This is a genomic window from Embleya sp. NPDC127516 (assembly GCF_044765325.1).
Taxonomy (GTDB): Bacteria; Actinomycetota; Actinomycetes; order Streptomycetales; family Streptomycetaceae; genus Embleya.
The window spans coordinates 23,040-46,010 of sequence record NZ_JBIWJT010000033.1; the positions used below are offsets into that span (position 1 = coordinate 23,040).

Genomic DNA, 22,971 nt, shown 5'->3' on the forward strand with positions numbered 1-22,971 from the left:
ATCCGACGATGACAAGATCGACCCTGGACAATTTCCCCTGCCTATCACACGTGAGGCGACGAGCAATGGACCTTGAGTACAGTTCAGAATTTATCGACTCCTACCTGGATGCAGAATACGCGGAAAGGTTGGCGTCACGCACAGAGTTCGACGAAGTACTGGACGAGCGACGAAGGACCAGCGAGAGCTTCTTTCATTCAACACCTGGGTTTCCCATGTTTTCCGTCATCGGACGAAGGCCTGGATACTCTGCCGAGGAGTTGGCAGAGTACGCACAGACCGTAGGTCAGATAGCCCGCCGAGTCCTGTTTATTGTTGCTGAATTCGAGCATCCCGAATGGGGCCATCTCTTCGCCGGATACGTGAGTGGAGCAAGTATCACAACTACTGGCGTCTACGATTCGAAGCTCTTCGTGAAGGAAATCAAAGGGCGGCCGAAAATCATCGCACAGTACGCCTCGGAAATCCTCAAACCGGCACCACCTGTGCAGTGGATTCACGTGATGGGTGAGAATATCGCTGATGTGAGCGGTCCGTTGGCTGTCAAAGCCTTGTGCGAACCGACATTCAAAGCGCACCGCCTCGATTGGGCGGCGACCTGCACATCGGCCGGCTGATCAAAATCAGTCGGGTGCTTCGGCCGGCCCAGCTCCGAGGCCAGCCGCGCCACCAAAGATGACGGGATCGGAGGCGTCCCGAAGGCGTAAATTCGTGACCCGGCCCTACCGGCGCGAGACGATCCGCCGGGACGGCCAGTGTGAGTCGTTCCCGGTTTGATGGAGTCCCGGATTTATTCCCCTGGACATACCGCCACCCGAAACAGCACCATCCCGACTTCGCACACGTGAACTCCGGCGCCACACCCCTGCACCTGGCTTTCGTCCCCGGCCTCCGCGTCATACCCGGACCCGACATCGCGCCCGACGTCGTCGAGACCCTCCTCGCCGCGGGAGCCGACCCCAACGCGGCCGACGAGCACGGCCGCACACCGCTCCACGACGCGGCCGTCCGCGTCGACGAGAACACACTCGAAGCCCTGCGAATGCTCGTCGAAGCGGGGGAAAACCCCCACGCGCACATGGAAGACCCCCGGCAACTGCCCCGCAGGCCCACATCACACACACCCCTGACCATCGCCCGGGAACTCGGCCACACCGAAGCAGCGGCCATCCTTCTGAAAACCGCTGACCAGTACCGTAGACATCGACTGCCCCGAAGATCGACGTCACTGACAGTAAAGAAAAGTTAGGCCCCAGGGGTTACGAGGTGTTACGCCCGAAGGGCGCCCCCCGGGGGGCGCCCTTCGGGCGTAACACCTCGTAACCCCTACTCGACCGAACGTGGGCTCGCAAATCGCAAGCCTCGACCGGCGGCACACGACCCGGGTACGAACGGGGGTCCTGTGGGACGGCACGAACCGCCTGGGGGGATCGGGGGGCGGCGGAACGCCCCCCGATGGCGCGCCCCGCGTGCCATGGCGCCGGCAGGCGATACGGAACAGCGGCCGCCGCAGGCGCTGGTGAGCATGGACGGAACGGTCGCCGAGGACGGCGAGCCGGTCCGGTTGACGGCGTCGTGGCCGTTTCGAGGAACCTGGGTTGTCGGCCGAACGCGGAGGTTGCGTCGCGCCCGGGTCGGGTTCTTTGAGAGGCGAACCGGCGAATTCGGGGGCTGACCTGCGGCTTTGCGAAACGGTATGTCGTGACAGCTACGACATATCTCTGATGGATGTGTCGTGCTGGGCTTACATATCTCCGCGTGACTTAACCCTCATGGTTAACTCCCCGATTGTTGTGCCGACTTGCGGTGCGGACGGCCGCGCATCACTCGCCGGCGGCGAACGGTGACGGGCCGGCCGGCGCCGGCCGCGTGCGACACATCAGTCGGAGATGTGTCGGCCCTGGGCCGACACATCGCGACACGACTTAACGGCGGGGGGCAAGTTCCATAACCGCGGGGGTAAAGATCGCTATCGTCGCCGGGGTGAGATCCCTGGGAGGACCCGAGTGACCGAGCCTGCACGCCCGATCCCCGTATCACCGTCGAGGTCGCGGACGGATCCGTCCCCGTCGCCGGGCCCCGGTCAGCCGCCGCGGCGGGTGAGCCTGGGTCAGGCGATCACCGAGGCGATCGTCACGAAGGCCCCCCGGGTTCCCCGCTCGGTGGACCGGGTCTCGGTCGACCTGCACTACCGGTCCCCGCATCACATGCTGGGCGACGAGGGCTTCTCGTTGGTCAGCAACGACTACCTCGCGAACGTCCTGGCGAAATCCGTGGCCGCGAGGGTCGTCTCGCCGCGGCAGTGCGCGATCATGCTGTACATGATCGGACGGCAGCAGGAGTCGCTGGTCGGGATGAACCAGCAGGCGATCGCCGACGCGTTGGGCATCCCGCGGTCGACCGTGTCGACCGAGCTCACCGGCCTGAGCGCCCTGAACTGGGTGCGGAAGGTGAAGCGCGGGGTATACCAGGTGAATCCGTTGCTCGCCTACATGGGCAACGGGAACGCGCAGAGGGCCACGTTGGCGGATGCGCGGGCGCTGGCGTTGGCGTCGGGGTTCCCGGACGAGGTCTGCGTCCCGGAGATGCCGGCGCCGAGGAGCAGGAAGAAGGGGACGACGTGATGCTGTACTCGTCGACGGCGCTGTGGTCGATACTGCCCGACCTCGACCTCCCCCCGGCGGCCATGCGCGTCCTCGCCCGGCTCCAGTCCGTCCAGCAGCCCGGAGGGTCGATCCTCGAGAGCCAGGTCGACATGGCCGCGGCGCTCGGAATCAGCCAGGTCACCGTCTCCCGCAGCATGCGCACCCTGCGCGAATGCAATCTCGTCATCGGCGCTCGCGGCGCCAAGCGCCTGCACCCGTTGATCGCGGGCTACGCGTCCAGCGAGGACTACGAGCACGCCGCGATCGAGGCCGTCCGCCGCGACGACATCCCCGACATCACCGTGCCTTTGTACGTACAACCCCCGCCGAGGGTGGGGCACGCTCCGCCGCTGTCCGCGGTCAGTTGAATCGGGATGCCGCCGAAGGTTCCCGGTGGCACCCCGATTCAGGACCCGGGGCAATCCCTCGCACAGGCGGGATCGAGGGCTACTGCTTGTCCCGGGCCATGTGCATGGGTGCATCCCCGCGCAGCCGGGCCGGCTGTGCACTGCGGCCGGGTACGACCCATTCCCTCGGGTCGCCGTCGGGCCGCCCGGTTGATCCGGCGGCAAAGTCCTGGAATCCGGCAAGCCTGTTGCGGACCGAGTCGGCCACGTAGTCCTCAAGCGACGCGGCGAGCCCGAGCCCGATCAACGCCCGTACGCGTTCCACTGCTTCCGGGGACAGGCTGACCCGGACCTCGGCCCCACTGGCACGAGTTGCTTCGATACTCATCCGACGGACGCTACAGCTGCCCACCGACACATCACGTGCACCGAGCCGCGTTCTCGGGGGCCGACGACCTCGTGGAAGCTCGGCGCGAGGCCGTCGGGCGGGTGCGTCACCGGGCGCACGGCGGCTCGTTGTGCGTGTGTGCGGCGACCGTCCCCCGTGGTCGGGGCTGTGCGTCCGGCGACCCATCCCCCGAGGTCGCCGGACGACCCCCTCCCCGGCCGGCCGGCCGGCGCGCGGAGTCGTGTCGCCGAAGGTGTCGTCGACCATGCTTATCTTGAGCCGTGAAAACCGGTGAGGCATGTGCCGTTTCTGGGACTTGCCTCACTCGTATCCGCTAGTTGTGAGGCAAGTTCGAGCAGACTTCTGACCCGCCTTCGGTATCGGGGGCGGGCCCGCGGTGGGTGTGGTCGTCGAGGGCTTCATGGAGGCTGAGCAGGATGCGCCGGTCGTGTTCTTCGGCGCGGGTGAGGACGTTCCGCTGGTGCACGTCCTCGACCAGGCCCTCGATGGCGGTATCCAGGCGGCGCGGAGCGCCCCAGGGCTGAGCGCTTCGACCTCGACCGCATGGTGCGGGTGGCGTGTCAGGTCCGGGGGAGGGGGAGGTGGGGCAGGTCGAGTCGGAGCAGGCGGTCGCGTCCGGACACGGTTCCCTCGTAGGTCAGTTCGTTCGGGTCCGTCACCGTCGCCCTTTCGAACCGGGCGTTGGCGGAGAACGTCGCCCTGTCGAACCAGGCGTTGGCGGAGAACGTCGCCCTGTCGAACCAGGCGTCGGCGGAGAACGTCGCGCCGCGGAACCGGGCGTCGGCGGAGAACGTCGCGCCGCGGAACCGGGCGTCGGCGGAGAACGTCGCGCCGTTCAACCGGGCGTCGGCGGAGAACGTCGCGCGGTCGAACTGGGCGTCGGCGGAGAACGTCGCGCCGTTCAACCGGGCGTCGGCGGAGAACGTCGCGCTGCGGAACTGGGCCTCGGCGGAGAACGTCGCGCCGCGGAACCGGGCGTCGGCGGAGAACGTCGCGCCGTTCAACCGGGCGTCGGCGGAGAACGTCGCGCTGTCGAACTGGGCGTCGGCGGAGAACGTCGCGCCGTTGAACTGCGCAGTGCCGAGGTGTGGGCGGCCGGTGGTCGGGTCTCGGAGTGCGTGGAGGAGTTCGGTCAGCAGCAGGCCGTCGAAGGTAGTGCCGCGGTGGTCCACGTCGGAGCCGGGTGACAGGGCCGCGAGGTACGCGGCACGACTGCCCGGGTTGAGGTGCGCCAGGCACAGGGTGTGCCCGGCGACGTGCACACCCCGGCATCCCACCGGGTCGGCCGCACTCGCCCCCTCGGCACAGTGCGGCCACGACGGAGGTCTCGGTAACGGTGCGGGCGGCGACGTCATACCGCCGGAGACGATCACGCCCCAGGCAACGGTTTCGTCCTGTACCGACCTGCGGCAGCGGGGACGTCCAATGCAACCTCGGCCTATTCGAGCCGGACGCCCCCTCCCGCTCCGACGGTGCGGCAGCAGTTCGCACTCGACTCGCTGGCCGAGGTCTGGCTGATCCAACGCGGTCCGACTGCGGACACCGTCGCGCCCGGGGTTGCGTACAGCCTCCGCCTCATGGACGAGCTACCCGACCCGGCAACAGTCCCGACCGTGAAACCCCTGCCAACCCGCACTGACAACTTTCACAGCCAACCCACTGACACATAGCGGCCAAGCCCGCTGCCAAGTTCACTGTTGTCGGACGCGGAGAAAATGTCAGCGCGACGGTGAGGTTGTTGTCAGCGGGGTTGGTGGCGCTTCTCGTTGTCAGGGCGCGGGGGCGAACCGGTCGATCAGGTATCGCACCGCGCTGGTGAGGGCTTGGGCCCGGAAGTACGCTTCGCCCGTGTCCGTGGTGCCAGGGTGCGGGCCGTTGGTGTGCGTGATCTTCCAGAGGCCCCGGAGGTACATGCCCCCATCGTCCAGAGGAAGATGGCCTTGATCAATCAGGTACGTGATTGACGACCCGCCCACGCCCTGGGCGGTGGAACCGAATCCCTTCGAGTCCGCGAAGTGGGTCAGGGCGGCTTCGAACATCGCGCGCATCTGACCGTTGGCCGCGCGGTAGTTCTTCCTGATCAGGCAGTCGACGGCTTCCTCGTATGCCTCGGCCGCATTGGTCATGCTGAGCCGGTTGAAGTCGGCCTGCACGGCGGTGATGACTTCACTGAGGGGCGCGTGGGGTTCGTCCAATGGCAGAAGACGCACCTTCTTGAGGGATTCCCCACTGCCTGGACCAGGGGCCGTTGCATACTCGGCGACCAGGTCGAACCCACCCGCGCGGACCGCTTCCCGCAGCTTCCAGAAGGGGGTGTCCTCGATCACCTCCGGTTCCTTCGGGGCGAGCTTCTCACCGACGAGCCGTACGAACTCGTGCAGTTCGTCATGCGCGCGCTTTCGACGCGCAGCCTCGACGGTGTCCGTCACCAGTTCGCCCTTGCCGTAGGGGTTGTCCGGCATGTGGCCGTCCAGACCGGCCTTCATGAACAGGATCTTCAGATCGGGCTTGCTGAAGGCACCCACGGCGAGTTCGGCGGCTACCCCGACAGCGAGGGATGAGAGGTTCGGCATGCATCAAGGATGTCCTAATCGCCGACTGCGGGCGCGCTCTTGGCGGTTGTGGCCGCCACGGCCCGACTCGTCGACCGCGGCCCGACGGTCGACACGCTCGCGCCCGGCGTCGCGTACAGCCTCCGCCTTGTCGATGAGACACCCGATACATCGTCGGTGCCGACCGCAAGAACCTCGCCGACACCTACTGACACGAACTCTGCCGACGCACTGACAGGACTCCGCCGTTCGCACTGACATCTACTTGTCGTCCGACACTTTCGTGGCGGACGACACCGAACACCTGTCGGCCGTCGCGACAGTGACAGCGCTTCTCGCCACGACCAAATGTCAGCGAGTTCAGCGTTTGACGCGACCTCGGATCGCGAGGACGGCGAGGGCAAGGAGGACGGGTTCGAGGAGGCGGGACCCCATCTCGACGTAGGTGCCCGTGGTGGTCAGGTTTTGGCCGGAGGAGCGGAAGACCACGGAGTTCAGAACGACTCGGGTGGCCTTCTCGGCGCGTTTGCCGGTCAGTCGTTCCTGGGGTGAGCCGGTCAGCTCCGGGTCGGGGGTGTCGACGGTGAGTCGCACATCCTGTCCGGGAGTGACCTGTTTCCCGACGACCTGGGGTTTGGGGTCGTCGGTGGGCAGGCCCCAGAGCATCATCGCGAGCACCGTGGCGGTCATGGCGAGGAGCAGCCAGGTGATGGCGCGGGAGGCGCGGAGGCCGTAGCCGGACAGGGCCCAGTAGGCGGTGAGGAGTCCGCGCTCGGCACGGTTGCGGCCGGGGCGCCGGTCGAGGCGGCGCATCTCCGTCTCGCCCATGTAGAAGTCGGCGGCGCCGGGTTCGTCCTTGCCGTCCTCGAAGGCTTTGCGGAGTTGGCGGTACAGCGCGGCGAGCGCGGCCGGCCCGGGCACGGTGGACGGGGAGCCGGAGGGCGATGGCGGTGCGGGTGTCCACCCGGCGCGCAGGCGGGGACGATGCGTGGGCAGGGCCCGCCAGTGGTGTTCCTCGGCCAGCGCCAAGCGGTCGGTCCACCGCAGGGGTATGCCGCGGAGCAGATCCGTTCCCGGCGGTGTGCGGGCGAACCGGGTGTCGCCTTCCAGACGGAGTTGGTCGAGGTGGAACGCGCCGAGGAACCGGCACACGGTGAGGTCGGTGTCGGTCAGCACCAGGTGCGCGGCGTCGACCCCGTCCACGCTCAACACCCGTACCGGATCGGTGCCCGCGGCGGCCGAGACCACTGCCAAGGGGAAGTTGAGGACCGCTCCGCTCATGTCGAGATCGGCGTGCCACAGCCGCAGCGTCGCGGTCGCCTCCCACCGGGTCCGCCCGCACCGCAATTCCCCGGCCGCGGCCTCGATCACCACCGGCGCGCCGAACACCGCTCCTGACAGGTCCAACTCCTCCCAGCACCACAATGGTCCCAACACCGCCAGGGACTCGAACCTCACACCGGTGAAGCTGGCGTTGCCACCGACCACGACACCGTTGAAGTAGGCGTCGGCGGTGAACGTCGCGCCGTGGAAGTAGGCGCCGGCGGTGAACATCGCGCCGTGGAAGTAGGCGCCGACGGTGAAGGTCGCGTCCCGGAAGTAGGCGCCGGCGGTGAAGGTCGCGCCCTGGAAGTAGGCGTCGGCGGTGAAGGTCGCGCCCCGGAAGTAGGCGTCGGCGGTGAAGGTCGCGTCCCGGAATTCGGTGTCGGCGGTGAAGGTCGCGTCCTGGAAGTAGGCGCCGGCGGTGAACGTCGCGCCCCGGAAGTTGGCGTTGCCGAGATGGGGATGGGTGGTGGCGGGGTCGCGAAGTGCGTCCAGGAGCGCGGTCAGGAGAAAGCTGTCGAAGGTGGTGCTGCGGTGGTCGACGTCGGACCCGGGGGTCAGGGTTGCCAAATACGCGGCCCGATCGGTGGGATCGAGGTGGGTCAAGCACCGTGTGTGTCCGGCGACGTGCACGCCTCGGCAGCCGACGGGGTCGAGGACCGGGTCGGTGCCCTCTGCACAGTGCGGCCAGGGCGGCGGTGTGGGCGAAGGACCGGGAGGCGACGTCATGCCACCGGGGACGACCCGGAGTGATCCTGCGGTTGCGGAGCGATGAACCCGGTTCCGGTTACCTGATGTCCATCAGGTTCACTGACATTTTGCGTGGCCAACCCGCTGACAGCGACTGTCGAAACCCGCTGGCAGTTCCACGGCAGACGACAACACCGCCCACCATGACACGCCAAAGACCAAGATCATTCCTCGGCCTGCGGCTGCGCGGTCGACTACCGGCTCGCCGCCGAGCAGCCCCTTGAGTGGTTCGGCGAAGGCCTGCGCGACGTCGGCATCGAGCCCGGAACGCTGCTGCTCACCGACGCCGACCGGGACAAGGCCCGGGCCCTGGCCGCCGGGTGCGACCCACGCACCGGCGAGCAGCTCGTGGCCCGCAAACAGGAACTGGACCCGCGCGGCAAACTCCCCGCGCGGGCGTTCGTCGACGCGATGCGCGCGGCCGCCGAGGCGGCCGGCACCACCCCGGCCGGGCTGCTCGACCACGGCACCGCCCCCACCAAACGCCTGCGCCGATACGCCCAACTCGAACGCGGACTCGTCAACGAGGGCGACGCGCACAAGGTGCCGGTGAAGGAGCTGGGCGTGCTCGCGCGGGCGGCCGGCATCGACCTGGACGCGGTGTACGGGGCGGACTCGGTGGCCGAGGCGCACCAGTGGGCCGGGGCGAAGGTGACCGTCGGCAACCTCGGGTTCGACGTCACCCTCGAATGCCCGAAGTCGTTGTCGGTGCTGTTCGGCACGGCGCCGGCGGAGCTGGGCGCGGAGCTGCGCGAGACGTACATGGAGGCGGTCCGCGAGAGCGCCGCCTACCTCGAGGACGCCTGCGCGTACGCGATGGCTGGCCACCACGGCGGCGGCCGCCGCGCGGAACGCCGCGACACCTCCGGCCTGCTGGGTTGGGCGATGCTTCACCAGGCGGCCCGCCCCGTCCCCGACGCCCCCACCGAAGTACGGACCGAGGGGCAGGACGCCGAGGAGAGCGCGACCGCCAAGGAGACGCCCCGGCACTCGCCCGGTGACCCGCATCTCCACGTGCACCTGACCGTGATGAACATGGCCCACGCCGACGACGGGAAATGGCGCACCATCGCGGCCGGCGGCCGAGACCTGCACCGTCACGCCCGCGTCGCCGACGCGTACACCGAGGCCCGCATGCGCGCCCTGACCGCCCAGCGGTTCGGGGTGCGGTGGGAGCGTCGGGTGCCCGGCGGGGCGTGGGAGGTCGTCGGCATCCCCGAGTCGATGCGGCTGGGGTTCAGCCGCCGTTCGACGGCGATCCGGGCGAGCGTCGCCGAACAGGGCCTGGGCCCGGGCGCCGGGAAGAGCGTGGGTTCCGCGACCCGCCGGGCGAAGCTCGCGGTGGGCGAGGACGAGACGCGGGTGGTGTGGCGCGAGCGCGGTACCGAGCTGGCGGGCCGCGACGTCGACCTGGTCGTGGCCGAGGCCGCCCCCGACTGGGACGGCCACCACCCCACCGGCCCCGGCACACCACCCGCAGGCCCGCCGCGGTTGCCCTCGCCGGCCGACGTCGCCGCGCGGATCTGGGATCCCGAGACCGGCCTGACCAGCCACCGCAAGGTCGTCACCCGCGTCGACGTCCTCGCCGCGGTGCTGGAGGAGTGCGGCGAGGGCGTCACCGACATCGCCCAGGCCGAGGAACTCGCCGACCAGGTCCTCGAACTGCAGGAGTGGGTCGTCGCGTTGCCGGGCGGCGGCCAACGCCACATGTCCGACGCCGCCCGCTACACCACCGTCGACATCGTCGCGGCCGAGGCGACCATCGCCGCGCACGCGATCGACGGCATGCGCGGCCGCAGGTTCGCCGCCGTCCCGATCGAGGTCGCGGCCGCCGCCGTCCAGATCCGCGAGACCTCCCAGCAGTGGCGGTTCAGCCCCGAACAACTCGACGTCCTCGAAAGGCTGTTGACCGGCGGGAACGGCATCGAGGCGGTCGTCGGCGTCGCCGGCGCGGGCAAGACGTCGTTGATGGCGGCCGCGCGCACCGGCTGGGAAGCCCAAGAGCTGGTCGTCGCCAGCGCATCCACCGCATCGGTGGCGGCCGAGAACCTCTTCAACGAGGCGGCGATCCCCTCCCACTCGATCGCCTCGTGGCTCGCCCGCATCGACCGCGGCCAGGGACTCGCAGGCGTGGACGTCCTGGTCGTGGACGAGGCCGCGATGGTCGACGACCGCGCGATGGCCCGCCTGGTCGTCGAGGCCGCCCGCACCGGCACCAAGGTGGTGTCGATCGGTGACCCCGAGCAGCTGCGCGCGATCGGCGTCGGCGGCATGTTCGCCGAGGTCCACCGCCTCACTCACGGCCTCACGTTGGGCGAGAACCGGCGCCAGGTCGACGCGGCCGAACGCGACGCGCTGCAGACCTGGCGCGACGGCGACCGCCGGGGCGCGCTGCGCGCGTTGGCGGCGGCCGGGCACGTCCACGCCACCGACAGCCCCGCCCAGGCCCACGAACAGATGCTCACCGCCTGGGCCCAGGCCCGCGCCGACATCCCCGACCCGCACGACCGCATCGACGACGTGCTGTTGCTCGCCGGGCGCAACGCGGACGTGGACATGCTCAACGCCGGTGCCCGCGCGCAGGCCCGGGCCGGCGGCGAACTCGTCGGCGACGACGTCGACTACGGTCCCGGGATCGCCCTCGCGGTCGGCGACGTCGTGCGGGTGCGGGCCAACGACTACCGCTCCCGGCGCGGCGCCGGCGCGGACGTCCTCAACGGCTACCGGGCCGTCGTCACCGAGCAGGATCCCGAGCTGGGCGCCCGGATCGCCTGGCGCGCCCCGGGCCCGGACGGGCCCGAGCTCACGCAGGCGTGGATGAGCCCTTCGGCGATCGCCGAAGGGGAGCTCACCCACGGCTACGCGATGACGATCGCCTCCGCGCAGGGACTGACCAGCGACGTCGCGCTGGTGTACGCGGCCGGCGCCGACGCCTACACCATCTACCCCGGCATCACCCGCGCCCGCCGGCGCACCGACACCTGGCTGCCGCTGGACGCGCTGGAGGACGACACCACCCGGATCCGCCTGGGGCCGGTTGCCGACCGCGCCGAGCGCCTGGACCGCGCGGTGACCGCCTACGCCGACCGCGTCGAACGCGCCCGAGGCCTGCGCGAGGAGGCGAGCATCCGCGCCGCGCTGCCCGCGGACCGGCTCGCCGCCGAGGACGCGATCCGCGTCGACATCGAACGCGACCGCCGCGAGCAACGCGCCCGCGAACGCCGCCAGGAGCAACAGCTGCAGCAGACCCGGCGCCCGAGGCTGCCGGCCCACCAGGGACCCGGACACGGCGGCCGCGGGTTCTCGATGTAGGCACGCACGGCACCGGGCCACGGGAACAGGAGACCGTCGACGACCGACGAGAACGCCATGGCGAAACCACTGGGGCCCGGCCGCCGCAGCGTGGGTGGATTGGGATTGCTCACGACAAATCCCATATACAGACTGCGCGTCCGACAGGGTGTACAAAGCCCGCCCACCTGCGGCAATGCCCGACACCGGGCGTCGTATCCAAGGACGACGGGCCACGCGAGGCCCCCGGCGACGGGGCAGGCGACGCCCTAATCGTCACGCCCCGATCCGGTGACGATCAGGGCATCGGGCGATTCGCAGGATCCGACGCCGATGACCCTCCCCGCTGGGCCGCCTGACGTTGGCGCGTCGCCGAGGTAGGCACGCCTGCGGCGGCCGCCGTCTCGTATCGCCTGTCGGCGCCATGCCACCTGCGGCGGCATCGGGGCCTCTCCCGCCGGCCCCGATCCCCGGCGGGCCCTCGCCTACCGTCTCGCCCGCGTCGGTGGGCACCGTCGGGCGACGCCGGTCCAGGCCTGCGACTGTGCTCGCCCACGGCCGCCCCCGTCGCGATGGTGGGACCAATGGGACCGTCCATCGCGGGCGCGCGGGCGCGTGCCAGGTCCCGACATCTTGTGTCTCGCCCTGAACGGACGCCTCGACACGAGGCGTCGACCTGCGCGTATGCCTGCGTCACGGTGTCGCGGGTGCCCGAGACGGTGGTTCCGAGGTGGGACCGTCGGCTCAGTCGAGGCCCGCTTCGGCGCGCAGCTCGGCGATCTCGCGGTGCGCGGCCGCGAGATCGGCGGCCATCCGTCGCGTGCCCTCGGCGACTCCCGCCTCCCACACCTGACGCACGAGCTGCTCGGCGGCGGCCTGGTCCAGGCCGGTCACCGCCATCACGCGGTGGGTCAGGGTCACGATCGGATGCTCGTCCATGCCTTCAGGACATCCCGCCGGCCCGTACTCCGCACGGCGAGGACGCTCGCCACTCCCGCAGCCTGTGACGAACTGTGACGAAAACCGGGGCGCGGCGCCGTATCCCCCGCCCCCCGCGGTCGCCTGCCAGGTGGGCGAGGCCGTCGAGCGCCTGCAGACGGTGGCGGACGGGCCGAACCGGGACTGGGGACCGGACGTCACCGAGACAACCGGCGCCGCCGTGCGCGACCTCCTGGCGGTCCTGGCCGGCATCGACGCCGGGCCGCCGAGATGCTGCAGCCGGTCGCCGACGCCTTGGACCCGATCCTGCAGCGGCTGTACGAACAGGCCCGGGCCCGATGGGAGTCCGACCATGGCGACCCCGGGCCGGCCGGGTTGTGAGACTTGTAAGACCACCCTCGCGCGCGGGCACGCGCGCGAGGCCTCGAATCCCCGCCCTGAGCAGCCCGGACGCCCGATCGGCCACTCGCTTAGTCAAGTCCCGGGACTTGACTAAGCGACGGTCGCGACGTGTGCGTTTCTTCGTCTCGCGCTGGCGCCGCTACTCGTCGTCGAGGCCTTCGTGCAGCAGGAACGTGGCGGTGCTGCCGAGCTCCTGCAGGACGTCGAGCATGCCGGCCACGCCCTTCCACTCGGGATTCAGCGCCGGGTTCAGCCCGGCCGCTTTGGCGTCCTCCCACAACGCGGTCACGTAGGTGACCAGTTCGTGCCGCGCGAGCAGCTGCGCGCCGCGCTCGTCGGCGGTCAGCGTCAGAAAGCGCGCCCGGTCACGCTCGCGGAACGCGTCGCTCAACGCCATCGCCGCGTGCTGCGCGTCGGGGAAGTCCTTGGTCTCGTTGGTGCCCGTGACAGTCATGCCGGGCACGCTACGGCCGGCCCCGCCGCCGGGGCGACCCGTTCTCGGTGAGGGGTCTTCGGAATGTTCGGACTGTTCCCATACGCGCACGTGCGCGAGGCCGTCGGGCGGGTGACAACGTCGGGTTGTCGCCCGGCGGGCCCGCTTCGACGTGTAGGTCCGGCTGTAGGTTCACCCCGGCCGACGCCCCTACAGGCCCGACCTCGCCAAGCCGCAGCCCACGCACGTGATCGGGCCCACGTGCCCGGTCCGATCAAGGGGTGCGGCCGGCGGCCGGGGAAGACGCGGGCGGGCCGCGATGTCACCCGGAAGGCCGCGTGCCGCCCGCAGGGGCGGGCTCGTTGTCGAGGTCGACGCATTCAAGTCGACCCAGGAGATTCGGCAACGATGTCGAGGAAGACGGACCCGAAGGCGAGCGAGCGGACGTTCGACACCGTTCTCGCCGAGGCCCAGGACACCCCATGGCTGTTGGTGTGCCACATGGATCAGGCGGGGCGTTCGATCGTCCTGCCGGTCCAGTCCCCGGAGCATGCGGCGGCGTGCCTGTCGTCACCCTTCTTCGCTCCGAAGGAGGGCACCCGCAAGCTCTTCGAGATCGTGCGGCCGGAGTGGCACGAGAAGGCCCCGCCGGTCTCGGTTCCACCGTTCACCACCAAGAGGTAGGCGAAACATGCACGGTGGGGATTACTCGACTCTCTTCGCGGTCTTTCGCGGCACCGGCGTCATCAACCGGGAGGGCTTCTATCTGCCGACGTACGATCCGGAGACCGGCGCGTGCAACGGCCGGATCGACGCACACGCGTTCGCCCACGAGATCCTGAACGCCCTGGGCCGCTGCGGAGAGGAAGAGGGCACCTGCCCCCTGCCGTCCTGTGCGCCCGAGAACGACGACGAACCCGAACGCGTCGCGTAGGCCACACAGTTGTGCGCCCGGCCCGTGCGTGACGCACAACCTGTGCGCAGTGCGGCGCACAGCCCGACGCACGGCTGTGCGTGCGTCACCGGGCGCACGGCGGCTCGTTGTGCGTGTGTGCGCCGACCGTCCCCCGTGGTCGGGGCTGTGCGTCCGGCGACCCATCCCCCGAGGTCGCCGGACGACGCCCCTCCCCGGCCGGTCGGCCGACGCGCGGAGTCGTGGGGCCGAAGGTGTCGTCGACCATGCCGCCGAACGCGGCCGGGCCCGCCCGGCGATCCGAGGGGGAACGCGGGACGAGCCCGGTGTCGAGGAACTACTCGGTGATGCTCACGACGGTGGAGACGGTGCCGGACACCAGGTGATGACCGGCCTCCTCACCGATGCCGCTGAGCAGAGCCGGCAGGAGCAGGGCCAGCGCGGCGTACGCCCGCCTTCCCCACCGCGACCGCGGGGGCGTCCCGGTCGGTTCCGGGGCGGCGTGACAGCATTGAAGTGGTTCGTCGGTGGGCATGTGTGTGCCTTCCTGTCGTACCGATTGGAGATGACGGCTCCCGGCGGCAACCGGGGGCCGTCGCCCTTTTTGGCGGCGGCCCGGTGAGCTCGACAGGCACAACCCTAAGCACACCGAGCCGCGCGCTCGGGGCCTCCGCGTGACTCTGACCTGCGGTGGAACCGGCTGATTCGGCCGATCGGAGATCCCTTCGATTTATCCCGACACGGTCTCGGACCGGTACCGCCGACACGCCGCTTCGACCGGCGCGGACAGGCTGCCGGACACATGTCGGGACACACACGCGGACAAGTCCGCGTGTCCGCGCCGGTTGTCCGCCCGACAACGCTCGTCGGCGGTCGTGCACGCCGCTGACCAGCGCCGACAGTGTCGGGACAACCGGGGCGGACACTGTCCGCCCCGGTTGTGAGGCGGGCACGCCCGTCGGCGAGCGGGCACATCGCTGACCAGCGCGGACACGCGGCGGACAAAAGGCGGACATGTCCGCGCCTTGTCGCGACACCTGTACGGGCAAGGTGTCGGGCGGACACATCTGCGGACATGTCCGCGAGTGGTGCGGACACGGTGTCGAAGGTGTCGATGTCGGTTCGACACAACGCCCGCCCGTCCACCGAGGCGCCCCCGCGAGCGTTCGATCTTCGTCGCCTCGACCCCCTGCGACTTCACTCAAACGGGTGACACGGCAGTTCGTCGGGGCGCCCGAAATCCGAGGCGAGGTCTACAGCCCCAGGCCCTCGGTGGCGGCGTCCTCCCACATCTCGCCGTCCTCGACGTAGGACCAGAACACCGGCGAGTTCGCCGAGTGTCCGGACTGCTTGCGCAGCTTCTCCGGCTTCTTGCCGCGCTTGCGGCCGGTGGTGGGGTTCAGCCCGGCCGCCTTGGTCTCCTCCCACAACGCGTCCACGTAGGAGGCCGGGACCCCTGTGGGCGACCTGCCGTTCTCGCGTCGCCGGGTTGTGCCCCATGGAGGCGGGCTTTGCGGGGCCGGGTTCCGGAAGGGTCACCGCCCGAGCCAGAACGTCCCTGCCGATCCGAGGACGGCGGCGGCGACGGCGATGATCCGGTGGGGGATGTGCTGGACAGTCAGGCGCAGGCCGCCGACGCGCAGTTCGAGGAAGGGTCGCGTGCTGCGTGCGGTGGAGGTGCGGGGTCGGGGCATGTCGGGTTCTCCGTTCGTTCGTCGTGTGCCGGGTGGTCACCGGGCACGGGACGAGCGTCCGGCGTTTGTGGGGTGCTGCGGCAGGGGGAACGGGGTGTTCCCGGTGGATTGGCAAGGCATCGTTCGGCAGGCGGGGTGTTCCCGGTGCGGAAACCTTCGGGTTCTCGCACGGCACGGCTTACAGTCCCGCTTGAATCGGGAACGGGAACGGTGTCGAAGGGGGCAGGCATGATCGAGGAGACGCCCGAGCGGGACGGTGTCGAGCCGGGGGCGGCGGTCTACGGGGCTGCGATGGAGGAGTGTTTCGAGCGGTGCGGCGCCTCGCGCCGGGAGTTCGCCGCGTCCATCCCCACCAACGCCTCCGTCGTCACCCGCTACTTCCAGGGCCGGCGCGTTGCACCCGCCTCGTTCCTGAATACGCTCGCGGCGTTCCTCGCCGAACGCGGCGCGCCGCTGGCGCTGCAGGAGGCGGAACGGTTGGACGAGTTGCGACGCGCGGCGCTGGACGCGAGTGCCCGCCCGCACCACCAGGCCCAGGCGTGGCGCGAACGCGCCGAACGTCTCGCCCGCGACAAGGACGAACTCGCCGCGCTCCTGCGCGAACAGCAGAACCGCGGCGACCGCGAACGATGCGAGACCACCCGGGCCCTCAACGTCCTCGGCCTCGATCTCGCCGAACTTCGCGAGGACCTCGACTGCGCGCTGGCCGACAACACCCGCCTGCAGGCGGAGAAGACCACCACCGAACACGAACGCGACGAGCTCCGCACCCGCGTCGAGCGGCAAGACGGCCAGCTCGCCGCCGCCGCGTCCCACACCCGCAACCTCGAACACGAGCTCACCGAACAACGCACCATCGCCGAACACCTGCGCCGCGAGGTCGAGGTCCTGCGCGGCCAAGTCCACACCCTCGCGCGGGAGGCCACCCCGGCGGAGACGCCCGCCGTCGCATGTGTTCCCACCCCGGCAACACACCCCGATCCAGCCCCGCGCACCCCTGGGGAGGAAGTCCGGCGGCGGGGATCGCGCGAGTGGGAAGAGCTCATCCTGCGCTCGGCCCCGGCGCCGGAACCGAGCCTGCGGCGGGGATCGCGCGAGTGGGAGGACATCATGCTGGGCTCGGCCCCGGCGCCGAAGCCGAGCCCGCGGCGGGATTGAGGTTCGTTCCCACGGGATTGGTCACTGCCGTTGCTGTGGTGGGGACGTGGCCCGTGAGCGGGGTACCGATGTGGGTGCGTCACCACACCTTGATCTTCCAGGTGAGCGCCTTGATTCTCCTGGCCCTGCGCATGCGCCTGATCCCCGGCATCGTCCGAGACGCAAGGGACCACGGGGTGACCGACGGGGAAGCACGTGCGCTTAGTCGAGCGGCCGGGCCCGCCCGGCGTTCCGAGGAGAACGCGAGGCGGGCCCAGGGTGTGTGTTACTCGGTGATGCTTGCGACGGCGGATGCGGTATCGGTGACCAGATGGCGTCCGGTCTCCTGACCGACGCCCACCAGCACGGCGAGTACGAGGGTGCCGAGCGCGGTGAACGCACGTCGCCGCCACCGCGAGCGCGGGGCCGGAACAGCCGGTGCCGGATCGGCGTGACAGCATGGAAATGGTTCGTCGGTGGGCATGAGTGTCTCCTTCTCGGACCGATGTGAGAGATGGCGGCTCCCGGCTGGCACCGGGGGCCGTCGCCGTTTTTCCGGCGGCGGCCCGTTGAGCGGCAACAGCAGACTAGCCACGTTCCACGGAGGCTGTTGACGCTCTGACCTGCGCGAACGGTGGGGGGACAACGCGGACAAGGGTGTGCGGACACGGGGGACACCCTTGTCCGCGCTGTCCTGCCGGAGTGTCCGGGACACCTTCGGACCTGCGCGGACACGGGGGGACAAGCGGGGGACACGTTGTCCTGCAGTTGTCCGCGGCCTCCGCCCAGGAGGCCCCGAAAAAATCTTGAGATTTCCGAAACTCGCGCGGTGAGAACGAGAGCAAGTGAAAACGGACAAAAAGGTGTCCCGGGTGGGGCGGACACCGTTGTCCCGGTTGTCCTGTCCACTCGTCCGCGACGTCCCGGACCTGCGCGGACACTGTCCGGACACGCTGTCCTCCGGTTGTCCGCCGGGGTGTCCGGGAGGTCGGGTCGGAGGCGTGAAGGGGGACGCTCTCCAGGTCGCCGGTGGAGGCGATCACCCGGATGGTGTGGTCGAACTCGGCGACATCCCGACGGATTCGGAGGCGTTGTCCAGGGTGAAGGCGAGGAGGACCCGATCGTCCTCGTCGGACCCGGGGGCCTGGTGCGCCAGTAGCGCGTCGCAGACGGCCGGGGGCGGGCCGGTGGACGCGGAGAAGCGATTCAGGAGGTGTGCGAGTCCTGCGTCGAAGTTCTCCTGGCGCCGGGCGATGAGGCCGTCGGTGTACAGCAGACACATGGCGTCCGGCGGCAACGACATTTCCGTAGCCTGATAGTTCGGGTTGTCCGCCACTCCGAAGGCCAGGCCGGTGTTGCCCCACGCGACTCCGCTCGCGCCGCCCGGCGCGCGGAGGAGCAGCGGAGGGTGCCCGGCCGAGGTGAAGGTGAACCGTCGGGTGCCCGGGTCGACGATTCCGTACACGCCGGTCGCGATCCACGAGGACCCCGAGATGCCGAGCATGAGGTTGTTCGAGCGTTCCATCACCTCTTGGGGCGGCAGGCCCATCGACGCGAAGGCCCGCATGCCCGCGCGCAGTTGCCCCATCAGGGCGACCGCGCTCGGTCCGCTGCCCATGACGTCTCCCACGGCGACGCCGGTTCGACCGTCGGGCAGGGGGATGACGTCGTAGAAGTCTCCGCCCATGCACCAGTAGATGGCGGGGCGGTAGCGGGTGGCGATGGTGATTCCCGGAGTCTCGACCACGTCGGCGTGCAGCATTGCCCACTGCAGATGGAGGAGGGCCTCTCGATCCTCCTGTTCCCGCGCGTTTCGTTCCTGAGCCGCGGCCACGAACCTGATCAACACATGGTCCGTGTCCGTCGACGAGGTTGGCGTTTCTTCCCGGGCGGCGCTGTCGCCAGGCTTTGTGTCGGATGCGGCGGTCCACAGTTCGAGGAACCGTGGGATCTCCTGCTCCGGTGTGGTGCTTCGAGCCCGTGTTCCCAGGATCTCGACCAACGTCTCGACCGTGTCCCATCTGGGCAGGCGCGCCTGGGTGAAGGCGGTGTGGAGCGTGCTGCGCGATATCCGCCACCCGCAGAGCCCGCTCATCTGGTCGAGCGAGGGCAGGCCCGCCCACAGATGCAGATGGTGCAGTGCCTCGTTCAGGTCCTTCAATGGACCCTCTGGAAGGTTCGGGCGTCCGAACCTACCCGGGTTGCCCACGTGTTCCCCCTGTCGTCGTGGTGGCGTCGAAGGAGAGTCTTGGGTACGGGAGTCGGACATCGGACACTTCTGGACGGCGCCGGACCTTATTCCTCGTGAATAAGGCCAACAGGGTTGGCATCGCGTCGGATAAGCTCCCCTTATCCGACGCGACAAACCGGACAGGTGCGAGTCGAATTGCAGGACGAGTACATCAGGTGGCAACATCGAGGTTGTGCCATAGGTGCGTCTACAGACTCGACCCCCTCCGCGTGAGGGGGTTCTTCGCATCCTGAGGGGATCGTGCCCGACGTCAGCGAACTTCAAGAAGTCCTCGACGCGCACGGCATCCGCAGCCGCGCCGACGTCACCACCGCAGCCGAGTTCTGCCGCCGCGCTGGCCTCCATCGCAGCCGCGTCAATGCCTGGCGGACACGTGGCTACATCGCCCTCGACGGCACCCGCGTCCATGTCGAGCCGATCGCCGAGCGCCCCAGTCGGTCCGGTCGACGCCCGACGCCGATCTACGCCACCGCCGACTTGGAGGCCGCCGAGCTCGCCACGCGGCTCCGCGCCCCCGACCGCGCCAACCCGTGCATCGCCGGATGGCAACGAATCAAGCGGGCTGAGCGGCGGGCGACATGACTCACCCGGTCATGCAGGTGAGGATGAAGCTTGGGCGTGATTCGGACGGGCGAGCCTCGGCACGATCAAGTGTCCACTGCTCTGCGGCGAGGGCTTGTACCCGTGATGGATCACCTGCGACCATGTCCCCGGTGCTTTTGGCGTACCCGAAAACTATGAGGCCCGAACTCTCCTACGGTTCGGGCTTTTTGCTGCCCTCTACGCGCTGACCTGCTCGTTCGCAAGTTCACGTCGGGCATCGGTCGCCTCTGCTGCATCGGACGAAGTGCCTCCTGCGGAAGAGTTATCCACAGCCCTCTTTGTGAAGAATGGGCGTGTCGCCCGCCATTGCTGGGCGTTTATGTAAACATCTTCTTAGTGCCACAGGTATGTCCTGCGGCGTGTCGGTGCGGTCCGCATCGCACTTCTCTTGGGACGTCCACGTCCTGAGAACACGAGCCCTCCCTTCCTAGGTCGAGGGCCTTTTTCATGCCCGCAGTCGGGAGACCGCCTGCGGGTTTCGTCGTGCAGGGCCCAACCCCCGCCCGTACGACGCCGTTTCGTCTTCGGCCCACCAACCGAAGCCGCCCCTCTGCCCGTGCCGAACCACCGGCCGACCAGTTCCGGCGGCCAGGCCGCCATGCCCGAAAGGCGGCCCGTCGTGCAACTTCCCGTCTCTGTTCCCCCCGCCGGCCTCGGACTCGGTTCGGTGGGTGCGCTGTTGACCGGCGCACCCACCTGGGCCGTGCTCGGCTTGGCCTTCTGCGCGGTCGCGAGCATGATCGTGCCGTCGATCGTTTCGGCTCTGTCGGCACGGGGGCAGGATCGACGTCGTCTGGCGGAGCGGGAACGGCACTTCGCCGTGCTCGACGTTGCGGCCGGTGCCCTCGGGGCACAGGAACGCGTCGATGCGATGACAGAGGTGTTGCGCATCCTGCACGCCCCCGAGCCTGCGATACCACCAAGCCCGTCGCCGCTGCCCGCTCCTCCCTCATCGCCGCCGCCCTGACGCCTGATCGTGGGCGGATCGGCCGAACGCGGGCGTGCGAAACTGCGATGTCCACGGCCTGTGGAGGCTTGGGAAGGTGCACGTGCCGTTCGGCGTGGTGGCACCCTCGGCGCATGATGATCCGACCGCTCCCGGGTATGCAGTGCAGCTACGTCCGCACGGCTCTGGCCGAGGCGTACACCGACACGTACAACGTCTACACCGCGCAGCACCAGAGCAGCGACCGGTTGAACGCCTACTTCGCCTGGGCGCATCGGACCGCTGGCAGGCTGCAGAACGTCGTCAGCGCACCTGACGTCACCCGGCTCGTCCTGACCCCGCGGTACTGGGCGTTGTACTCCGTGGCGGTGGCGACCGCCGCGCCGGTCGCCGAAGCGATCAACATGGAACTCGCCGCGCGGGCAGCCGACCTGAAGGCTGGCTACGAGGAACTGGACGCCCTCGCCGAACGCTGGACGCAGGTCACCGACGCGACGTTCGTCGTCGCCGACACGAACGTCTTCCTGCAGCACGAGAACCGGTTGGACACCCTGGACCTGGCGATGGAGCTTGGGGTCGGCGCACAGCCCGTCCACCTCGCTGTTCCGATGGCCGTGCTGGACGAACTGGACAAGCAGAAGGACCGTGGACAGGGGCGCGCCAAGACGAACGCTCGCACAACGATCAAGCTCCTCGACACCTACCTCAAGCACCCCGATCTCATCTGTGAGATCCGCCCCGCCGACGACTCCGAGGAAGTCGCGGTGCCGCGGGGCCGGTTCACGGTGGAACTGCTTCCCGATTCCCTGGGCCACGTACCCCTGTCCCGGAGCGACGACGAGATCATCGACCGGGCCCTAGCCCTCCAGGACCTGGCCGGACACCGCGTCACGCTGGTGACCGGCGACATCGGCATGTCCATGCGGGCGCGCCTCACCAACCTCGGCGTGACCAGGCTCGACTGGCCCGAACCGACACCTAAGCCCGGCAAGCAGAGTCCGGTCCCGTCGCTTCCTGCGGAGACCTACAGCCCCAGGCCCTCGGTGGCGGCGTCCTCCCACATCTCGCCGTCCTCGACGTAGGACCAGAGCACCGGGCTGTTCGCGCTGTGCCCGGACTGCTTGCGCAGCTTCTCCGGCTTCTTGCCCTTCTTGCGGCCGGTGGTGACCAGTCCGCGGCGCGCGGAGTGGCCGGTCAACCGCACGTCCAGCCCGGCGCGTTCGGCGGCGCGGGTGATGGCGATCCGGCAGCCGTCCGGGGACAGCCGCGCGGCGCCGACGCGGCCGACCTGGTCGACCGGGCGGAACGCGGGCCCGTCGACGAGCGCGGCGGCGTCCTTCCAGGCGAGCCAGCAGCGAACCGGGCAGGTCTCCGGGTTGTCGCCGCGGTGGACCGGCACGGTGCGGGCGGGCCTGCCCTTCACCGAGGACACGTGGACCTCCAGGCTCTCGGCGACGACGGTGATGCCCTCCACGGTGAGCGCGGAGACCTCGGAGGAGCGCCCGGCGATGGAGAACGCCATCGTGGCCAGCGCGCGGTCGCGGATCCGGGTGATCTCGGGGAGTTCGCGCGGCTTGCGGCGCTTGGCGTCGGGTCCGGGCCGCAGGACCGGGTCGGCCAGGGCCATCGCGCGCAGGTGCTCAGGGGTGGCGGCGACGGCCTTGCCCCGGCCCCGGGCCATGCGGACCGGGTCGACCAGCAGCGGCTTGAGCGCGGCCCGGGCGGCCAGGGTGGCGGCCTTGGGCACCTCGGCGCCGAGCCGGCGGGCGGTGACGGTCACCCCGGTGACGCGCCGCTCGATCGAGTTCGGCGCGGCCGCCGCGACCTGGTCGAGCCAGCGCACGAACCCGACCAGTGTGCCGGGGGTGACCGTCGTCAACGGCAGGGTGTGGCCGGTGCGTTCGGCCAGCCAGCCGTGGTACTGGGTCCACAGCGCCCAGTCGCGCGCGTAGCCGGTGACGGTCTTGGCCGGGCGAACGTCGTCCAGGTGCTCATAGGCGGCCTCGTCCAACGCGGCGAGCACGGCCGCGGACGCGTCCGGCACGGCGACCGGTGCGGCGGGGTCGCCGTCCCCGGGCACGATTTCGGCATTGACCACCTCGGGCGGGTCGGCGCCGTGGGCGGCCCGGAACTCGCTCACACGCTTGGGGTCGAGGCGAGACGTCGAGGTGCTGTACCCGCGGCCCGTCTCGATCGCCGCGGTCGTGTCGTTCACGTGTCCCCCGTCCGGCGGACAAGATCGTCCACCCCTGCTAACCGGCTCGGATATGGCACATTATCCGAGGCGGTTAGCAGGAAACGGAACCATGCGCCTCCGGAAGGAGGCGAGAACACCG

23 protein-coding genes and 1 pseudogene are annotated in these 22,971 nt (G+C 69.7%); 12 read left to right on the forward strand and 12 right to left on the reverse strand.

From position 1 onward, the window contains the following. Positions 1-65: 65 nt before the first annotated feature. The 4 genes from ACIRL2_RS41310 to ACIRL2_RS41325 all read left to right on the forward strand — a co-directional run bounded on the left by ACIRL2_RS41310 (position 66) and on the right by ACIRL2_RS41325 (position 3,013). Positions 66-617, forward strand: coding sequence for a hypothetical protein (locus tag ACIRL2_RS41310; RefSeq protein WP_402239353.1), 552 nt, complete (start codon positions 66-68; stop codon positions 615-617). 227 nt (positions 618-844) lie between these two features. Further along, positions 845-1,249 carry an ankyrin repeat domain-containing protein gene (locus ACIRL2_RS41315; protein ID WP_402239355.1) on the forward strand — a complete coding sequence of 135 codons (405 nt, stop codon included), beginning with the start codon at positions 845-847 and terminating at the stop codon, positions 1,247-1,249. Positions 1,250-2,099: 850 nt separating this feature from the next. After that, entirely contained in the window at positions 2,100-2,624 is a 525-nt protein-coding gene (locus ACIRL2_RS41320) for a MarR family transcriptional regulator (RefSeq protein WP_402239357.1), read from the forward strand. After that, positions 2,621-3,013, forward strand: a complete 393-nt coding sequence (locus ACIRL2_RS41325) for a hypothetical protein (RefSeq protein ID WP_402239359.1) — start codon at positions 2,621-2,623, stop codon at positions 3,011-3,013. The genes ACIRL2_RS41320 and ACIRL2_RS41325 overlap by 4 nt, the downstream gene beginning before the upstream one ends. A 79-nt stretch (positions 3,014-3,092) precedes the next feature. Here the strand turns inward: ACIRL2_RS41325 and ACIRL2_RS41330 are convergent, their stop codons facing one another. From ACIRL2_RS41330 to ACIRL2_RS41345, 4 genes are all read right to left on the reverse strand, one after another. After that, the gene (locus ACIRL2_RS41330; RefSeq protein WP_402239360.1) at positions 3,093-3,380 is read right to left on the reverse strand and encodes a hypothetical protein; all 288 of its coding nucleotides are present in this window, start codon (positions 3,378-3,380) and stop codon (positions 3,093-3,095) included. Between the two features lie 581 nt (positions 3,381-3,961). Continuing rightward, positions 3,962-4,663 (reverse strand): pentapeptide repeat-containing protein, encoded by a 702-nt coding sequence (locus tag ACIRL2_RS41335; protein WP_402239362.1) that lies wholly within the window; start codon positions 4,661-4,663, stop codon positions 3,962-3,964. A gap of 507 nt (positions 4,664-5,170) precedes the next feature. After that, on the reverse strand, positions 5,171-5,974 hold the full coding sequence (locus ACIRL2_RS41340; RefSeq protein WP_402239364.1) for a hypothetical protein: 804 nt from the start codon (positions 5,972-5,974) through the stop codon (positions 5,171-5,173). A 339-nt stretch (positions 5,975-6,313) separates the two neighbouring features. Beyond that, positions 6,314-7,882 carry a pentapeptide repeat-containing protein gene (locus ACIRL2_RS41345; protein ID WP_402239367.1) on the reverse strand — a complete coding sequence of 523 codons (1,569 nt, stop codon included), beginning with the start codon at positions 7,880-7,882 and terminating at the stop codon, positions 6,314-6,316. A 348-nt stretch (positions 7,883-8,230) separates the two neighbouring features. On the opposite strand from ACIRL2_RS41345, the pseudogene mobF reads away from it, so the two are divergent. Together mobF and ACIRL2_RS41355 are read left to right on the forward strand one after the other, a co-directional pair. Continuing rightward, positions 8,231-9,403 (forward strand): annotated as a pseudogene (gene mobF, locus ACIRL2_RS41350) (MobF family relaxase); the annotation flags it as partial. A gap of 408 nt (positions 9,404-9,811) precedes the next feature. After that, the gene (locus ACIRL2_RS41355; RefSeq protein ID WP_402239516.1) at positions 9,812-11,338 is read left to right on the forward strand and encodes an AAA family ATPase; all 1,527 of its coding nucleotides are present in this window, start codon (positions 9,812-9,814) and stop codon (positions 11,336-11,338) included. A 723-nt stretch (positions 11,339-12,061) separates the two neighbouring features. Here ACIRL2_RS41355 and ACIRL2_RS41360 read toward each other — a convergent pair. Then, the gene (locus tag ACIRL2_RS41360) at positions 12,062-12,256 is read right to left on the reverse strand and encodes a hypothetical protein (RefSeq protein ID WP_402239369.1); all 195 of its coding nucleotides are present in this window, start codon (positions 12,254-12,256) and stop codon (positions 12,062-12,064) included. A gap of 541 nt (positions 12,257-12,797) precedes the next feature. Next, positions 12,798-13,112, reverse strand: coding sequence for a hypothetical protein (locus ACIRL2_RS41365; protein ID WP_402239372.1), 315 nt, complete (start codon positions 13,110-13,112; stop codon positions 12,798-12,800). Positions 13,113-13,499: 387 nt separating this feature from the next. On the opposite strand from ACIRL2_RS41365, the gene ACIRL2_RS41370 reads away from it, so the two are divergent. After that, complete coding sequence (locus ACIRL2_RS41370) at positions 13,500-13,775, forward strand: hypothetical protein (RefSeq protein ID WP_402239374.1); 276 nt, start codon at positions 13,500-13,502, stop codon at positions 13,773-13,775. Between the two features lie 7 nt (positions 13,776-13,782). Next, the gene (locus ACIRL2_RS41375; RefSeq protein WP_402239376.1) at positions 13,783-14,025 is read left to right on the forward strand and encodes a hypothetical protein; all 243 of its coding nucleotides are present in this window, start codon (positions 13,783-13,785) and stop codon (positions 14,023-14,025) included. 316 nt (positions 14,026-14,341) lie between these two features. Here the strand turns inward: ACIRL2_RS41375 and ACIRL2_RS41380 are convergent, their stop codons facing one another. From ACIRL2_RS41380 to ACIRL2_RS41390, 3 genes are all read right to left on the reverse strand, one after another. Continuing rightward, positions 14,342-14,539 (reverse strand): hypothetical protein, encoded by a 198-nt coding sequence (locus tag ACIRL2_RS41380; RefSeq protein WP_402239377.1) that lies wholly within the window; start codon positions 14,537-14,539, stop codon positions 14,342-14,344. Between the two features lie 718 nt (positions 14,540-15,257). Continuing rightward, complete coding sequence (locus tag ACIRL2_RS41385; RefSeq protein WP_402239379.1) at positions 15,258-15,443, reverse strand: hypothetical protein; 186 nt, start codon at positions 15,441-15,443, stop codon at positions 15,258-15,260. Positions 15,444-15,539: 96 nt separating this feature from the next. Next, a complete protein-coding gene (locus tag ACIRL2_RS41390) occupies positions 15,540-15,698 on the reverse strand; it encodes a hypothetical protein (RefSeq protein ID WP_402239381.1) in 159 nt (52 codons plus the stop codon). 228 nt (positions 15,699-15,926) lie between these two features. Between ACIRL2_RS41390 and ACIRL2_RS41395 the strand changes: the two genes are divergently transcribed. After that, positions 15,927-16,856, forward strand: a complete 930-nt coding sequence (locus ACIRL2_RS41395; RefSeq protein WP_402239383.1) for a hypothetical protein — start codon at positions 15,927-15,929, stop codon at positions 16,854-16,856. A 265-nt stretch (positions 16,857-17,121) separates the two neighbouring features. On the opposite strand, the gene ACIRL2_RS41400 is transcribed toward ACIRL2_RS41395, so the two are convergent. Next, positions 17,122-17,319: a hypothetical protein gene (locus ACIRL2_RS41400; protein ID WP_402239386.1), complete on the reverse strand. Its 198-nt coding sequence runs from the start codon at positions 17,317-17,319 to the stop codon at positions 17,122-17,124. 555 nt (positions 17,320-17,874) lie between these two features. Further along, positions 17,875-18,996 (reverse strand): PP2C family protein-serine/threonine phosphatase, encoded by a 1,122-nt coding sequence (locus tag ACIRL2_RS41405; protein WP_402239389.1) that lies wholly within the window; start codon positions 18,994-18,996, stop codon positions 17,875-17,877. A gap of 330 nt (positions 18,997-19,326) precedes the next feature. Here ACIRL2_RS41405 and ACIRL2_RS41410 point away from each other — a divergent pair, with 330 nt between their 5' ends. The 3 genes from ACIRL2_RS41410 to ACIRL2_RS41420 all read left to right on the forward strand — a co-directional run bounded on the left by ACIRL2_RS41410 (position 19,327) and on the right by ACIRL2_RS41420 (position 21,717). Beyond that, positions 19,327-19,668 (forward strand): hypothetical protein, encoded by a 342-nt coding sequence (locus ACIRL2_RS41410; protein WP_402239392.1) that lies wholly within the window; start codon positions 19,327-19,329, stop codon positions 19,666-19,668. Positions 19,669-20,308: 640 nt separating this feature from the next. After that, entirely contained in the window at positions 20,309-20,656 is a 348-nt protein-coding gene (locus tag ACIRL2_RS41415; RefSeq protein ID WP_402239394.1) for a hypothetical protein, read from the forward strand. 113 nt (positions 20,657-20,769) lie between these two features. Next, complete coding sequence (locus ACIRL2_RS41420; protein WP_402239395.1) at positions 20,770-21,717, forward strand: PIN domain-containing protein; 948 nt, start codon at positions 20,770-20,772, stop codon at positions 21,715-21,717. Here ACIRL2_RS41420 and ACIRL2_RS41425 read toward each other — a convergent pair. After that, positions 21,660-22,850 carry a tyrosine-type recombinase/integrase gene (locus ACIRL2_RS41425; RefSeq protein WP_402239398.1) on the reverse strand — a complete coding sequence of 397 codons (1,191 nt, stop codon included), beginning with the start codon at positions 22,848-22,850 and terminating at the stop codon, positions 21,660-21,662. The genes ACIRL2_RS41420 and ACIRL2_RS41425 overlap by 58 nt on opposite strands. Between the last annotated feature and the right edge of the window lie 121 nt (positions 22,851-22,971).

Excerpts from the sequence above, each read along its gene's own strand:
- ACIRL2_RS41310 (WP_402239353.1), top strand. The coding sequence starts at position 66 with ATGGACCTTGAGTACAGTTCAGAATTTATCGACTCCTACCTGGATGCA.
- ACIRL2_RS41330 (WP_402239360.1), bottom strand. The coding sequence starts at position 3,380 with ATGAGTATCGAAGCAACTCGTGCCAGTGGGGCCGAGGTCCGGGTCAGC.
- ACIRL2_RS41340 (WP_402239364.1), bottom strand. The coding sequence starts at position 5,974 with ATGCCGAACCTCTCATCCCTCGCTGTCGGGGTAGCCGCCGAACTCGCC.
- ACIRL2_RS41355 (WP_402239516.1), top strand. The coding sequence starts at position 9,812 with ATGCGCGGCCGCAGGTTCGCCGCCGTCCCGATCGAGGTCGCGGCCGCC.
- ACIRL2_RS41360 (WP_402239369.1), bottom strand. The coding sequence starts at position 12,256 with ATGGACGAGCATCCGATCGTGACCCTGACCCACCGCGTGATGGCGGTG.
- ACIRL2_RS41365 (WP_402239372.1), bottom strand. The coding sequence starts at position 13,112 with ATGACTGTCACGGGCACCAACGAGACCAAGGACTTCCCCGACGCGCAG.
- ACIRL2_RS41370 (WP_402239374.1), top strand. The coding sequence starts at position 13,500 with ATGTCGAGGAAGACGGACCCGAAGGCGAGCGAGCGGACGTTCGACACC.
- ACIRL2_RS41375 (WP_402239376.1), top strand. The coding sequence starts at position 13,783 with ATGCACGGTGGGGATTACTCGACTCTCTTCGCGGTCTTTCGCGGCACC.
- ACIRL2_RS41380 (WP_402239377.1), bottom strand. The coding sequence starts at position 14,539 with ATGCCCACCGACGAACCACTTCAATGCTGTCACGCCGCCCCGGAACCG.
- ACIRL2_RS41390 (WP_402239381.1), bottom strand. The coding sequence starts at position 15,698 with ATGCCCCGACCCCGCACCTCCACCGCACGCAGCACGCGACCCTTCCTC.
- ACIRL2_RS41395 (WP_402239383.1), top strand. The coding sequence starts at position 15,927 with ATGATCGAGGAGACGCCCGAGCGGGACGGTGTCGAGCCGGGGGCGGCG.
- ACIRL2_RS41400 (WP_402239386.1), bottom strand. The coding sequence starts at position 17,319 with ATGCCCACCGACGAACCATTTCCATGCTGTCACGCCGATCCGGCACCG.
- ACIRL2_RS41420 (WP_402239395.1), top strand. The coding sequence starts at position 20,770 with ATGATGATCCGACCGCTCCCGGGTATGCAGTGCAGCTACGTCCGCACG.